The following is a 13,674-nucleotide window of genomic DNA, read 5'->3' as shown; positions in this document are numbered from 1 at the left end:
ACGGGGCGGCGGCGGTGTGGTAGTGGATGACAGAGTTCGACGTGGCGGACGCGACGCCCCGGGAGAACGCGCGCCTGTTAAAGAGCGCCGTCACCCCGCGGCCGATAGCGTGGATAAGCACAGCGGACGAAGACGGCGCGGACAACCTCGCGCCGTTCAGTTCCTACAACCACGTCTCGTCGGAGCGACCGGTGGTGCTGTTCACCAGTCCGAACGAGGACAACGGCGGCCTGAAGGACACCGCGTGGAACGCCCTCGAAACCGGAGAGTTCGCCGTGAACGTCGTCACCGAACCCCTGTTAGAGCGGATGGATCGCACGTCTGAACGCCTCCCGCCGGGGGAGAGCGAGTTCGACCTCGCGGGCGTCGAACGCGCCGACTGCCGGCGGATCGAACCCTCGCGCGTCGCCGACGCCGTCGTCACGATGGAGTGTACGCTGTACGACTCGATGGAGGTTCACGACCGACTGATGGTCCTCGGCGAGGTGCGGTACGTCCACGTCGCCGACGAGGTGCTGACCGACGGGAAGAGAGACATGACGAAGGTGGACACCGTCGGCCGCCTCGGCGGGCCGTACTACACGGTGTCCGACCCCGTGGAGTTCGAACGGCAGTTCTAACGTCGAACGCGGGGGTCGCCCGTCGTCTGTCGGGCGGAGAGGGCAGAGAGCGGAAGACGAACGCGGCCGACGGTGCGCGGCGACCTCAGAACGGCCGGCTTTGCACCTGTACCTCGGTGAACGAGTCGTGTCCGCAGACGCGGCACTCGCCCGGCGGGTCGAACCGCGCGTAGACTATCGAACACTTCCCGCAAGCGAACAACGGCCTACCGTGTTGGTCTTGCTGGTCTGACACACGGGCGATACTCCGTCCGGGAGTAAAAGGGATGTGCCCGGCCGAGGTGGAGTCTGTGCGACGCGGCCAGTACGGGAGGCGAAAACGGCTACCCGCTCCCGCGACACGAGCGTCCGACGGCGGTCACAACAGTATTGGCCGACGACGCCCTCCGAGTGACCAATGACCGTCTCGAAAGCGGTGAGTCACGACTGATGGCGGACCGCCTCGGCGTCGACCCGCAGGTGCTCGCGCTGGCCGTGGCGCGGATGACCGAGTCGGTCGGCAACTCGTTTCTGGTCGTCGTCCTGCCGCTTTTCATCGGCAGCGAGTACGTCTCCGGGGCGACGCTCGGGTTGCCGGAGGTGGCGATTACGGGTATCATCCTCTCGCTCTTCGGCTTGGTCAACAGCCCGTTGCAGCCGTTCACCGGTCGGCTGTCGGACCGCGCCGGTCGCCGGAAGATATTCGTCCTCGTCGGGCTGGTGCTCATCGGCGTCGCCAGCTTCTCCTACTCGTTCGCCTCCGCGTACTGGCACCTCGTCGGACTCCGCGTCGTCCAAGGCGTCGCGGGCGCGCTGATAATCCCGACAACCGTCGCCCTCGTCAACGACCTCGCGTCGGAGTCGAACCGGGGCGGGAACATGGGGACGTACAACACCTTCCGGCTGGTGGGGTTCGGCGTCGGTCCGATCGCCGCCGGTGCCGTCGTCTCCGCCGGCCCGTACGCCTTCGACGTCGGGGCGACGTCGCTCTCGATGAGCGGCTTCGACGCCGCCTTCTACATCGCGACGCTGACGGCCACCCTGAGTTTCGCCCTCGTCTCGGTGCTCGTCCGCGACCCGGAGGTTCCCGCGACCGACGCCGGCGACTCCCTCGACCTCTCCGTCTTCGACCGGTCGGGTCGGGGCGTGCTCGACCCGGTATTCACGCTCGGCGTCGCCAGTTTCTTCATGGCCGTCGGCATCGCCCTGTTCGCGACCCTCGGCGAGATAGTCAACGAGCGACTCGCGCAGGGCGCGACGATGTTCGGCCTCCAGTTCGCGGCGTTCGTCCTCGCGCAGATTCTCCTCCAAGTCCCCGTCGGCCGGGCGACGGACTTCTTCGGCCGCAAGCCGTTCATCGTCCTCGGGATGGCGCTTCTCGTCCCGACGACGTTCGTTCAGGGCGTCATCCTCGACCCGTGGCTGATGTTCGGCGCGCGGTTCGCCCAAGGCGTCGCCGGGGCGATGGTCTTCGCGCCCGCACTCGCCCTCGCGGGTGACCTCGCGCCCGCAGGACGCTCGGGAGGGACGCTGTCGGTGCTGACGATGGCCTTCGGGTTCGGCATCGCCCTCGGCCCGCTCGCTTCGGGGTTCCTCGTCTCGTTCGGCTTCGCCGTCCCCTTCGCCTTCGGGTCCGCCCTCGCGGTCCTCGGCTTCTTCCTCGTCTGGACGCAGGTCGAGGAGACGGTCGCCGCCCGTCGCTCGCTCCTCGCCCCGTTCACCGACGCCGGCGAAAACGACTAGGCGGTGTCGAACGAGCTAGCGGCTCACTCGCTGGCGATGTCAGCCCAGACCATCCGGTGGTCCGACGCCGTCCGCACGTCGTCGCCGAGTCCGCGCTTCGTCGCCTCCGTGCTCGGCCAGACCACCGACGACGACCGGAGCGAGAGGTCGGGCGAGGGCAGGACCCAATCGACCTTCGACCCGCCGCCGAAGGTGGCCGTCGCGTAGCGGTTCCCCCGTTGGGCGCCGCCCGGACTCGTGGGGAGTTTGTGGGTCTGGAAGTCGTCGTTCTCCAAGAAGTACTTCCTCGCCGGGTCGAGCGGTCGGTCGCCCGCTACTCCGGCGTTCATATCGCCCATCAGGACGTACGCGGCGTCGGCGTCGAGGCCGCCCTCCGTTCCGTCGTCGTCGTAGATGTAGTCCGCGCCCGCGACGTAGTCCGCGAAGAAGCGTATCTCGTCGTGGTTCCACCGACCGTTGAAGTTATTGTCGCCGTCGAACACCGGCGGCGTCGGGTGCGAGAAGAGGCCGTGGACGGTCTCGCCGTCGATTTCGAACGGCACGTCCACGTGCGTCTTCGAGGAGAGGCGGTACACGTCCAACTCCGCCTCCGTCAGGTAGATGTCGTCCGTCTGGACGCCGTCGTCGCCCTCGACCGGAATAAGGTTCCCCGGCATGTCCGCCCACAGGAACTCCCGAAACGTGCGGACGGCCCCCTCGTCGAAGGGGTACCGACTCGCGACGGCGAACGCGTAGTGACCGGGATACCGCCCGAATCCGAAGGCGTCGCCGGGGCGTTTGCCCGCCCGCCCGTCCTTGTTGAAGTCGTACTCCTCCGCCGGGAGGACGCCGGTGTTGCTCTCGGGTTGGAGGGTGTACGGGTAGTCGATGCCCTCCAAATCGTCTCGTTGCGGGACGCTGAGGTAGTTCTCGACGAAGGCGTCCACGTTGGTTTGCCCCGTCCGGTCGCCCTCCTGTAGGTTGTTCGCGAGTTCGTTGAGGACGAGCACGTCCGGGCGTACCTCTTGGATGATGCGGGCGGCCGCCTCCGCCTGCGCGTCGCCGGGTTCCTGAACCTGCTCCGTGCCCAAATCGACGACGTTGAACGTGGCGTATCGCGCGGAAGTCGGTTTCCCGCGGCCGCTTACGGTACCTATCGCGCCGGAAGCGGTCCCGAGTGCACCGATGGCCTTCAGCACACTCCGCCGCGAGGCGTACTGTGTCATACTCTCACAGATAATTTGACAATACATAAAGATAATCCGAGGAGAACGCTTCCGCGGTGACGACACACTTCTCTCGTGCTCCGTGCTTCTCGAATAGAGAGCAGGATTCCTGCAAAGCAATAGAGCCCAATACGGCGAGCAAGCGTCCGTCGAGCGTCAGTCCTCACACGCTCCGACGAGGGGCAATCACGCACTTCCTCTCTAAGGACGTACCCGAGACGATTGTGAGCGATAGGATGAACGTGGGGCTGGACGTACTGGAAGCACACTACGACCGACGCTCCGAGAAAGACAAGGCTGAACAGAGGAGAGGGTATCTGGATAACTTGTAAGGAGTCCTACCCTCTTAGACGGTGAACAGATATTGAAAACGGTACCTTCCTGTTTGATAGGCAAGGGTGCTTACTGACTAACCAATTAACAGCGACAACTAATACTGAAGACCTGAAACTACGCTTATTACACACCTCGCCGAACGCTTAAATTCGTCAACGCATATTGTCGCATTATGGAAAATGGGCCGTCAGAGGCGGTCATACTGCTGGTAGAAGACAACCTCGGTGACGTTCGCCTCATAGAAGAAGCATTCTCGGACGGCAATATAGCGAATGCACTCCACACAGTTGCCGACGGCCAAGCGGCGTTCGACTTCATCTATCAACGCGGAGAGTACGAGGACGCTCCCCGACCGGACATTGTACTACTCGACCTGAACCTGCCGAAAGGAGACGGCGAAGATGTGCTTCACGAAATTAAACACCACTCCGAACTGAATCATGTCCCCGTTATCGTGTTGACTGGAGTAAGCGAAGAACTAATCGAATCCCGTGACCTCGACCACGACGCGGATGAGGACGCAGTTCTGAAAAAGCCGATTGACCCCGGTGAATTCGTCAAAGTAATTCGGTCCCTCCAGCAGTTTCGGTTAGCAGTCATTAAAGATAATAGACTAATTATCCTTCGGCGGTAATTGGTCGTTTTACACCTACTACTTTCCCATCTCCTAATTTCGGTTGTGCGAGAACTGCTTTCCTCTGCCGCCGTTCTGTCGCGCTCAATACGGGCCAGAGTCTGTCAGTCTGGTTGAGTGCTCGGCTGATAACCGGGAGGTAATCGGTTCACCGATTCTCGGCCAAACGAAAGCGCACGACTGCGGTGCCCCGCGTTCGTTCTGCGATTCAAATCACCGAAGACAGAGGGTTCTATTCAGGATAGTTACGAACGAAGTTAGGTGGCTGGGGAGTTTTCAGCCCGCGAAACGGCACGGCAACGCACCGTGCGCGTTGAGAGTGGGCCAACGCGGATTTGAACCGCGGACCTCCCGGTTATCAGCCGAGCGCTCAACCTGACTGAGCTATTGGCCCAGGTGAGCGCATTCAGTCGTTGTCCGGTGTCGAGTTTAAGGGTTTCCTTTCGGGGCGACAGCGTGCCGTGTTACGAATTGTCGTCGTCGCGGCGGCCGTAGCTCTCGGGGTCTAAGTCGATGACGTCGTCGTCGGGGTAGCCGCCCGTCCAGACGCCGCCGGAGACGAACCCGTCGGTCTGTTTCTCGATGTAGGGCTTCACCACGTAGCGCTTCAGCGCCTCGCGGATGGGGTATCGCGTCAGCGGAAGCGCCAGCATGAAGCCCAAGATGTCCGTGACGATGCCCGGCGTGAGGAGGAACGCGCCCGCGGCGATGAGCAAGCCGCCGTCCATCAGTTCGTTCGTCGGCAGGCCGCCGGTCGCCACCTTCTGTTGGAGCCTCGAAATCGTGTGCCGCCCCTCCGCGCGGACGAGGAGCATGCCGACGAGGCCGGTGAGGACGACCAGCAGTACCGTCGCGGCGAACCCGATGGCGTTGGCCACGGGGACGAGGAGCAACGTGTCGGCCAGCGGTATCGCGAGGAGAATCGCGATGACCCAGCGCGTCTGCATGGGGGGTTATTTTCGGCCACCGTTCAAAGCCCTTGTGACGTTCGGGAGTCGTCACCGTACCTCGAAGGGCTTACCCCACGCGCTCCCCGAGAGCGACACATGGCAGACGACCAGACGCGGGTCGAGTGGCGCAGGTGGGGACCCGACGCGTTCGAGGAGGCGCGGACGGCCGAGAAGCCGGTGTTGCTGTCTCTGACCGCGACGTGGTGCGACGGCTGTCACGAGATGGACGTCGAGACGTACGCGGAACCGCGAATCGCCGCCAACGTCAACGACGGGTTCGTCCCCGTCCGGGTGGACGTGGACCGCCACCCGCGGGTGCGAGAGCGGTACAACATGGGCGGGTTCCCCTCGACGGTGTTTCTCACGCCGAGCGGCGACCTCCTGACCGGAGCGACGTACCTCGGCCCCGACGGGATGCGGCAGGTGCTCGAGAAGGTCCGCGACCTCTGGACCGAGAAGGGGTCGGAGGCGGGGCGCATCCCCCGCGCACTCGCCGGGAAGCCGACGCCCGCGGGCGAGGTGACGGCGCGAATCGAGGAACACCTCGCAGGGCAACTCGACGATAAGTACGACCACCGCTTCGCCGGGTGGGGCGACGGCGCGAAGTTCCCGATGCCCCGCACCATCGAGTTCGCGCTGAAACGCGCCCGCGAACAGGGGTTGGAGACGCTCGGCGCGATTCGGGAGTCGCTGTTCGACGACGTGGAGGGGGGCTTCTTCCGGTACGCCGACGCGCCGGACTGGACCGACCCGCACCACGAGAAACTGCTCGACTCGAACGCGGCGCTCTGTCGTGCCTTCGCCAACGGCTACCTCTACACCGGCGACGAGGAGTTCCTCGGGCCGGTCCGTCGGACGCTCGATTTCCTCGCCGAGAGCCTCTGGAACGGCGCGGCCTTCGGCGGGAGTCTCGGCCCCGCGGAGGGGTCCGACTACTACGACGGCGACGACGCCGAGGCGCGCGGCGAGGAGACCGGACCGCGGCGCGACCTCACCGCGTACGCGGGCGCGAACGCCCTCGCCGCGGACGCGTTGCTGACGTTCGCCGCCTACACCGACGACGAGAGGGCGACGGACTACGCCCGCCGCGCGCTGGACTACGTGGAGTCGTCGCTCGTCGAGGACGGCGTCGTCACCCACTACCGCGCGAGCGAGGAGTCGGGCGAGTCGCACCTGCTGGAGGACCACGCGCGCGCCGTCTCCGCGTTCGTCCGCGCCCGACAGGTCGTCGGCGACCGGGATGCGCTCGAAACCGCCCGGAGCGTCGCCGACGTGGCCATCGACGAACTGCAGGAACCGGGCGGCGCGTTCCTCGACGGCCCCGTGACGGACGTGGGACTCCTCGACAAGCCGCTTCGACCCCTCGACGGCAACGTCGAGATGGCCGACGCGCTACTCGACCTCGCGGCGGTGACGGGCGAGGACCGATACGAGGACGCCGCCCACGACGCTATCGCGGCGTTCGGCGGCGCGTGGGACCGCATCGGCGTCCAAGTCGCCGGCTACGGATCGGTCGCCGCGCGACTGACGCACTCGACGCTCGTCGTCGAAGTCGGCGCGCCCGCGGGGTCGGACCTCCACAGGGCGGCGATGCGCGTCGCCGACCACGAGAAGGTGGTGCTCCCCGACGCGGACGCGCCGGAGGGCGAAGCGGTCGTCCGACTCGGCGACGAGGAGGCGTCGGCGACGACGCCGGACGAACTGATGGCCGCCGTCTCGGACCTCGGCGGCGTCTGAGGCGGCCGCCGGACGGCGACTCCCCCGCGGCGGCGGCCGAGTCGGACAAACGCCGGGCAACGGTGATCGGGTGTAAACCTCCGATGCGTTTTTAACGGTAGCAAATGACACGGAGACATGGCCAATCTTCGGGACCTCGGGCTGTCCGAGTACGAAGCCCGGGCGTATCGGTCGCTCCTCCGGACGGGCGCGACAACCGCGAAAGAGTTGTCCCGCGCCAGCGACGTGCCGATGGGCCGCATTTACGACGTGCTGAACAGCCTCGAACAGCACAGTCTCGTGCGGAGTCAGGCCGCCAGTCGGCCCAAGAAGTACGTCGCCGTCGAACCGGACATGGCGTTAGACCGCCTGTTGGAGAGCAAGAAGCGAGAGCTCGACGAGAAGGCCGAGCAGTACGAGGCCGTCGTGGACGAACTCGCCGACGAACTGGAGACCGCCGAACCCGTACAGGGGCAGTTCTGGACCGCCGCCGTCGGCACCGACGAGTCGGTGGATCTCCTCTTGGAACGACTCGCCGCCGCCGACGAATCGCTCGTCATGGTCGCGGGGACGCTCTCCGCGCAGTTCGACCTCGGACGGGTCGGCGACTTAGTGACGGAGGAGTTGGCGACGGCGCTCGACCGGGGCGTGGACGTCTCCGTGCTGATGTCGCCCGACCTCGTCGCGTCCCTCCCCGAGAGCGTGGGCGAACGCTACCTCGACAGCCTCGCGGACCACCCGCGCTTCTCGGTCCGAACGTCGCAGAACCTCTCGGGCACGTTCAACCTCATCGACGACGTGGAGGTGTGCATCGAGGTGCCGAACCCGCTCGACCCCGGCGAGGCGTTCGCCATGATCGATCTGAAGGACCCCGATTTCAGCGCGGACATCCGGTCGATGTTCGATCCGCGGTGGGAGGAGGCGGAACCGCTCTCGCTCTCGGTCGCCGCGTCCGACGAGTGACCGACCGGCGGGTCGGGAACCGAAGGGTGGCGACCGGCGGGTGAGAGAAGGGCCGAACTCGCTTACTGGTCCATCTCGGATCGGAGCTGTCGGAGCGTCACTTCTCGCTCCGCGTGGGCGTTGTGCTGGTGGATGGACTCGTCGTTCGACTGCTTCATGCGGACGACGGCGTCGTCGTCCAAGTGGTCGAGGTCCGCCAGCACGTGGTCGGCCATCGATCGGACGCAGTCCTCGACGAACTTCGCGTTCGCGTGCGCCTCGTACGTCATGTGATCCTCGTCCGGGCGCTTTGCGAGGTTGTAGATGCGCGCGGACATCGAGTCGCGGGCGATGTCGATGAGGTCCATCAAGTCCACGTCGGGCGACCCCTCCGTCTCGACGGTGAGCGTCGCGTGCCCGCGTTGGGAGTGACCCGGTTGGGGCACCCGTTCGAGGAACTCCTCTATGGTGTCGTCGTCGACCGCCAAGTCCTGCAACACGTCGCGCGCGCGGGAGGCGGACATGCCCTGCGAACAGGGACAGACCGTCATCCCGGTCACTTCCGCGCCGATCTCCTCGCGGGTGCCGTCGTCGGTGGCGACGGCGCTGGCGATGATGGTCGCCGTCCCCTGCGTGGCGAGTCCGCTCGCGGGGGTGTCCTCCCGGAGGACGAGTTCGGCTGTCATGCGGACTTCGGCGGTGGAGGTGTACTCGTGCTTCGCGAGCAGTCGCTCCGCGGCGTCGCCGCACATGTCCTCGACGCGGTAGGCGGGTTCGGAGACGGCGGCTTCGAGCGTCTCGTCTATGACCTGCATGTTCCGGCTCATGTCGATTCCCTTCCGACCGCTCGGGAGGTCCACGAACACCTCGAACTCGGCCATCAGAACGAGCGGACGCTTGTCGTCGCGGGCGATTTTGACGAGTTTGTCTACCCCCGTGACGCCGACCTGACTCAGCCCCACGGTCACGTCGGGGCGGCTTGCCTGCACGTCAGGCAACTGGTGACTCATTGAGTGGACGGAAGGACGCGCCGCGATTAGTGCTTTCGCTTCAGGGACGGAGAGTACCGAAAGAACGGCGGTGAGGTCGCCGATATCGCCGGTATCGGTGACGGGCGGGCCGACTCAGGGCCAGTCGTCGCGCCCGTCGGACTCGAAGGGGTCCGGTTCGGGCGACTCGCTCGCGAGGGCCCACTCCGCGGCCTCCGCGGCCTGCGAAAGCGGGAGGTACTCCCACCCGGCGTCCTCGGCGACGGCTTCGTCCTCCTCGGAGGTGCCGACGAAGACGTGCCGGTCGGTGTCGAACTGCTGTTTGACGTTCTCCAGACTCTCCTCGACCCCGCGGGGCCCGGAGAAGAAGTCCTGCCGGATGCGGTGCTTTCGCGTGAAGTTGGTCACCACGTACGTGGGTTTCTCGCTGACGACGCCGACGTACTCGGTCCACTGACGGGCGTCGTTGAAGACGGCGTTCGGGTCCGCGAGCGATTTCAACGCCTCCAACTCGAACGCGAGCGTCATGTCCGTGCTGCCGCCACCATCCATACGTACTCCTCCTCGCGTCTGTCGCAAAACGCCTTCGGTTGCTCCGACGTCCGCCGGTCGGAGCGAACGGCGCGCTCACACCACGCGGTAGTACTCGGTGTACCGGACCACGTCGCCGCGTTCGAGGTCCGACGCCGCCGCGACGTCGGCGGCGTCCCCGGAGACGAACGCTCGCTGCGCGGACTCCGACAGTTGGTCGAAGTCCCGCACCCGCGCGTCCGCCTCGATGCTCTCGGGAGCGATAGCGACCACGTCCGAACGGTCTGCGCTGCCGTCGGACGCTCCGTCTCGCGCCGTCTGTGACATATGGTATCAATGAACATGCATCGGAGATAAATGTTGCGGAAGTGCGGACGGTCGAAGCGAGAGATTCGGCGACGGGATGGGGAAGGAGCGAGGGTGAACGGGAGCGAGGAAGGGAGAAGGAGGACGAGAGCGAGGCCGCTAAGAGAGAGCGGTAGAGAGTCGACGGGCGAGGGCGGAGTTACTCCGCCGGGGCCTCTTCGAGTTCGAGTTCGTCGAGATCGAACTGCTGTTGCATGAGGACGTCCTTCTGGTCGGCGACGACGCGTTCCTCGCGCATGAGCTTCTTGTACTTGCTCTGCGGCGAGAGGTCGCCGATGAGGACGCCGCCGACGATTTTGCCGTCCTTGAAGGCGAGACGCCGCCACTCGTCGTCGGAGTACTTCGCCTCGGCCTCGTCGTCGCCGATGGTCGGGTGACCGAACGAGAGGAACGGGAAGTCGAAGTGGGTGATGGAGTACGAGGAGACCCAGCGGAACTCCTCGGACTGCGGGTTCACCATGTTCTTGGCGGCGATGGTGCCCTGCTCCTTCGCGGAGCCCCACGCGCCGTTCTGCGCGCGGTCGCCGAGGATGACGTCGTGGAACTGCGTGATGTCGCCCGCGGCGTAGATGTCCTCGTCGCTCGTCTGCATGTACTCGTCGACGACGACGCCGTTGTCGCACTCCACGTCGGTCTCCTGCAGAATCTCGGTGTTGAAGTCGAGGCCGATGGCGATGCCGACGAAGTCGGCGTCGTAGCGGTCGCCGTTGGGGTCGACGGCGGCGGTGACGTGGCCGTCGTCGTCGACTTCGAAGTGGTCCACGCCGGACTCGAAGACGGGTTCGACGTTTCGCTCGCGGAGGGCGTCGTGGATTATCTCCGCGCCCCCCTCCGAGAGGGCGTAGCGCCACCACGCGTTCCCGCGCATCAGGTACTTGCCCTCGACGTCGTTCGCGGCGGTGATGGCCGCGAGGTCGATGCCGAGCAGACCCGCGCCGACGACGACGGAGTTGTCCGCACGTTGGATGTGCTCGCGGATACTCCGGGCGTCTTGGAACGTCCAGAAGTGGTGAATACCCTCGGCGTCGGAGTTATCGACCGGAAGCTGCGTCGGCGTCCCGCCCGTCGAGTAGAGGAGCTTGTCGTACGAAATCTCCTCGCCCTCGTGGGTCGTGACGGTGTGGGCGTCGGGGTCGACGTCCACCACGAGCGTGTTGAGTCGGAGGTCGATGTCGCGCTCTTCGTACCACTCCTCTTCGTGGATGGAGATCGGTGCCTCGGGCAACTTGCCCTTCGCGAACTCTTTGATGAGAATCCGATTGTACAGGGCCTCGCCCTCGTCCGTGATGACGATGATGTCGGCGTCGGGTTCCTCCTCCCGGAGGGTCTCTGCGGCGGAACTCCCCGCAATCCCGTCGCCAATAATCACGTACGACTGGGTCATATTCGGATGATTTGAGGCCGGGGTTAATGTGGGTTGCTATCCGTTCATATCCGTGCACTACCGAACGGGCGGCGCTCGTCGCCCGAGAGGCCGGCCGGCGACCGCTCGTCGGTTCCCTGCCGGCCGCGCGGCGGGGTCCGACTCCGCGTCTCGATACGTCGCGCGGACGAGTGCGCACACGTTGGCTTGAAGAGTTCCCGGTCCTAACCCCCGACAACGATGAAGATACGCCAGAACGTCCGCCACTTCGCCGCGAAGAAGGCGCTGACGATGCCCGTCGTCGGCGACATCGCGACGGAGAAACTCGTGAACATGCACGTCAGAATCTTCGGCGAGAAGGCGGACCCGGAACACCGCGAGGAACGCGAACCGCGGATGGAGGCGTTCTTCGACTGCACGTTCGACACGTACGTCCGCGCCCTCGAAGAGGGGTACACCGAGGCGGAGGCCCGCGAGATAACCCACATCCAGTCGAACTTCGACTTCTACAACCACGGCTGGACCGAGATGATGGAGTTCCCCGCGGACGAACTGGAGGACCACTACGAACGCTACCGCGACTTCTTCGAGCGGTACGATATCGACATCGCGGACCCCCTCGGCGACTTCCGCACCCGGGAGATTCCCGACGCGCCCTCGACGCCCGAGAGGCTCGAAAACCCCGAACACCCCCACGCCGAGGGCGGATTCGCCGACGACGTGTACGTCGAAGACGAGTCCGGCGAGGTGCACGTCGGCGGGCGGGAGGAACCCGAGGACGTGGACGTGAGCGCCGCGCCCGGCGTGCGCGACGGGGACGAAGAGACGGCCTGACGCCCCGCTTCTCGGTTCAGTCGTCGGCCGGGGCGTGCGCGCCGCGTTCGACGACGCTGCTTTTCCACGTGCCGCGCGTGAACCACGCCGCCGCCAGCACCGCCGCCGCGACGTTCGAGACGGCGATGCCGTACCAGACGCCCGTCGGGCCCATCGAGAGGAACTCGACGAGCACGTACGAGACGGGGAGGCGGAGCACCCAAAGCGAGACGAGCGAGAACGCCATCGCCGTGCGGGTCGAACCGCTTCCGCGGAAGCCGCCGTTGACCACGTTGAACACCCCGAGGAAGAGGAACGTCGGGCCGATGATGCGGAGGTAGTCCGCGCCGATGGCGATGACCGCCTCCTCGCCGGGGATGAACGCCGCGACGATGGGTTCCGCGAACAGGTACGCCGCCGCGGAGACGAACACGAGGACGGCGGCGATGACGCCGGCGGAGACGTGGACGGCGCGTTCGGCGCGGTCGGACTGTCCCGCCCCGAGGTTCTGGCCCACGACGGTCGAGGTGCCCTGCGCGAGGCCGATGGCCGGGAGGAACACGAGCGAGTTGAGGCGGTTCCCGATGCCGAACGCGGCGACGACGGTCGCCGTATCGACGCCCGCGGCGGCGGTGCCGGCGTACGCCACGAGGGCGGTGAGCACCGTGACGCCGAGGGCGCGGGTGGACTGCTCGACGCTCGACGGCGCGCCGATGCGGACTATCTTCTCGACCGTCTCCCGTTCGGGCAGGAGGTCAGCGGGCGAGATGTCGATGCCGACGCGCCCGGAGAACAGGAGGGCGAAGCCGACGCTCGCGCCCAACGCGCGGGAGAACACCGTCGCGACGGCGGCACCCTGCACGCCGAACCCGGCGAACCCCGTCGCGGCGAACAGCGACGCGCCGAGAGACTCCAGTCCGAGGACGCCGAACACGGGGTTCGCGTCGAACCCGAGGATGAGGAACGGGTCAAGGACGACGTTGACGACGACGCCGAACGCCATCAGGTACATCGGCGTCTTGGTGTCGCCCCACCCGCGCAGCAGCGCCTGAAACATGAAGAATCCGAACATGAAGGCGACGCCGAGGAAGATGGTCCGCGTGTACTCCACGGAGAGTTCGTGTACCGTCGTGCCCGGCGTCGTCCCGATGAGGGGCAGGAGCGTCGGCGTCAGTAGGTAGCCGAGGGCGGCGAACCCCGCCGACAGCAGGATGACGAACCCGAGGGTCTGGGCGGCGACGTGGTTCACCTCGTCGTGGTTGCCCGCGCCCTTGTTCTGGGCGACGAGCACCGTCCCGGCGACGGTGAACCCGCCGCCGAACGAGATCATGAGGAAGACGAGGGGCCACGAGAACGAGAGCGCGGACACCGCCTCGGAGCCGATGCGACCGACCCAGAAGGTGTCCGCGAGGTTGTACGCCACCTGCATCAACTGCGAGAGCACGATGGGGAGCGAGAGCACCAGCATCGGCTTCACGAGGTCGCCG

The 13,674-nt window shown here is 66.0% G+C and carries 14 protein-coding genes and 1 tRNA gene; 6 read left to right on the top strand and 9 right to left on the bottom strand.

The genetic code is table 11. The annotated features are described in order from the left end of the window. Nucleotides 1–26: 26 nt before the first annotated feature. The gene (locus tag ACFQEV_RS04600; RefSeq protein WP_379693007.1) at nucleotides 27–620 is read left to right on the top strand and encodes a flavin reductase family protein; all 594 of its coding nucleotides are present in this window, start codon (nucleotides 27–29) and stop codon (nucleotides 618–620) included. 85 nt (nucleotides 621–705) lie between these two features. Here the strand turns inward: ACFQEV_RS04600 and ACFQEV_RS04595 are convergent, their stop codons facing one another. Then, nucleotides 706–855: a hypothetical protein gene (locus ACFQEV_RS04595; protein WP_379693005.1), complete on the bottom strand. Its 150-nt coding sequence runs from the start codon at nucleotides 853–855 to the stop codon at nucleotides 706–708. Nucleotides 856–1,049: 194 nt separating this feature from the next. On the opposite strand from ACFQEV_RS04595, the gene ACFQEV_RS04590 reads away from it, so the two are divergent. Further along, nucleotides 1,050–2,342 carry an MFS transporter gene (locus ACFQEV_RS04590; protein WP_379693003.1) on the top strand — a complete coding sequence of 431 codons (1,293 nt, stop codon included), beginning with the start codon at nucleotides 1,050–1,052 and terminating at the stop codon, nucleotides 2,340–2,342. Nucleotides 2,343–2,365: 23 nt separating this feature from the next. Here ACFQEV_RS04590 and ACFQEV_RS04585 read toward each other — a convergent pair whose 3' ends face one another. Further along, a complete protein-coding gene (locus tag ACFQEV_RS04585; RefSeq protein ID WP_379693001.1) occupies nucleotides 2,366–3,547 on the bottom strand; it encodes an endonuclease/exonuclease/phosphatase family protein in 1,182 nt (393 codons plus the stop codon). Nucleotides 3,548–4,055: 508 nt separating this feature from the next. Here ACFQEV_RS04585 and ACFQEV_RS04580 point away from each other — a divergent pair. Next, nucleotides 4,056–4,517: a response regulator gene (locus tag ACFQEV_RS04580; protein WP_379692999.1), complete on the top strand. Its 462-nt coding sequence runs from the start codon at nucleotides 4,056–4,058 to the stop codon at nucleotides 4,515–4,517. A gap of 320 nt (nucleotides 4,518–4,837) precedes the next feature. On the opposite strand, the gene ACFQEV_RS04575 is transcribed toward ACFQEV_RS04580, so the two are convergent. Both ACFQEV_RS04575 and ACFQEV_RS04570 read right to left on the bottom strand, forming a co-directional pair. Next, a tRNA-Ile gene (locus ACFQEV_RS04575) sits at nucleotides 4,838–4,911 on the bottom strand. Nucleotides 4,912–4,981: 70 nt separating this feature from the next. Continuing rightward, nucleotides 4,982–5,464 (bottom strand): FxsA family protein, encoded by a 483-nt coding sequence (locus tag ACFQEV_RS04570; protein WP_379692997.1) that lies wholly within the window; start codon nucleotides 5,462–5,464, stop codon nucleotides 4,982–4,984. A gap of 99 nt (nucleotides 5,465–5,563) precedes the next feature. Between ACFQEV_RS04570 and ACFQEV_RS04565 the strand changes: the two genes are divergently transcribed. Together ACFQEV_RS04565 and ACFQEV_RS04560 are read left to right on the top strand one after the other, a co-directional pair. Then, nucleotides 5,564–7,204, top strand: a complete 1,641-nt coding sequence (locus tag ACFQEV_RS04565; protein ID WP_379692995.1) for a DUF255 domain-containing protein — start codon at nucleotides 5,564–5,566, stop codon at nucleotides 7,202–7,204. Between the two features lie 117 nt (nucleotides 7,205–7,321). After that, the gene (locus ACFQEV_RS04560) at nucleotides 7,322–8,146 is read left to right on the top strand and encodes a TrmB family transcriptional regulator (RefSeq protein WP_379692993.1); all 825 of its coding nucleotides are present in this window, start codon (nucleotides 7,322–7,324) and stop codon (nucleotides 8,144–8,146) included. Nucleotides 8,147–8,208: 62 nt separating this feature from the next. Here the strand turns inward: ACFQEV_RS04560 and mptA are convergent, their stop codons facing one another. The 4 genes from mptA to ACFQEV_RS04540 form a co-directional block, all read right to left on the bottom strand. Then, nucleotides 8,209–9,135, bottom strand: coding sequence for a GTP cyclohydrolase MptA (gene mptA / locus ACFQEV_RS04555; protein ID WP_379692992.1), 927 nt, complete (start codon nucleotides 9,133–9,135; stop codon nucleotides 8,209–8,211). A 114-nt stretch (nucleotides 9,136–9,249) separates the two neighbouring features. After that, entirely contained in the window at nucleotides 9,250–9,666 is a 417-nt protein-coding gene (locus ACFQEV_RS04550; protein ID WP_379692990.1) for a DUF7124 domain-containing protein, read from the bottom strand. A gap of 75 nt (nucleotides 9,667–9,741) precedes the next feature. Continuing rightward, nucleotides 9,742–9,972: a DUF7979 domain-containing protein gene (locus tag ACFQEV_RS04545; RefSeq protein WP_379692988.1), complete on the bottom strand. Its 231-nt coding sequence runs from the start codon at nucleotides 9,970–9,972 to the stop codon at nucleotides 9,742–9,744. A gap of 178 nt (nucleotides 9,973–10,150) precedes the next feature. Further along, on the bottom strand, nucleotides 10,151–11,395 hold the full coding sequence (locus ACFQEV_RS04540; RefSeq protein ID WP_379692986.1) for an NAD(P)/FAD-dependent oxidoreductase: 1,245 nt from the start codon (nucleotides 11,393–11,395) through the stop codon (nucleotides 10,151–10,153). 219 nt (nucleotides 11,396–11,614) lie between these two features. Between ACFQEV_RS04540 and ACFQEV_RS04535 the strand changes: the two genes are divergently transcribed. Further along, nucleotides 11,615–12,208 (top strand): DUF6149 family protein, encoded by a 594-nt coding sequence (locus tag ACFQEV_RS04535; RefSeq protein WP_379692984.1) that lies wholly within the window; start codon nucleotides 11,615–11,617, stop codon nucleotides 12,206–12,208. A gap of 16 nt (nucleotides 12,209–12,224) precedes the next feature. Here the strand turns inward: ACFQEV_RS04535 and ACFQEV_RS04530 are convergent, their stop codons facing one another. Next, complete coding sequence (locus tag ACFQEV_RS04530; RefSeq protein ID WP_379694533.1) at nucleotides 12,225–13,655, bottom strand: MATE family efflux transporter; 1,431 nt, start codon at nucleotides 13,653–13,655, stop codon at nucleotides 12,225–12,227. Between the last annotated feature and the right edge of the window lie 19 nt (nucleotides 13,656–13,674).

Origin of the sequence: Halopelagius fulvigenes (genome assembly GCF_042662625.1) — an archaeon.
Lineage (GTDB): Archaea > Halobacteriota > Halobacteria > Halobacteriales > Haloferacaceae > Halopelagius > Halopelagius fulvigenes.
Note: the sequence above shows the minus strand (reverse complement) of the source record. Positions and strands in the feature narration are given on the sequence as shown.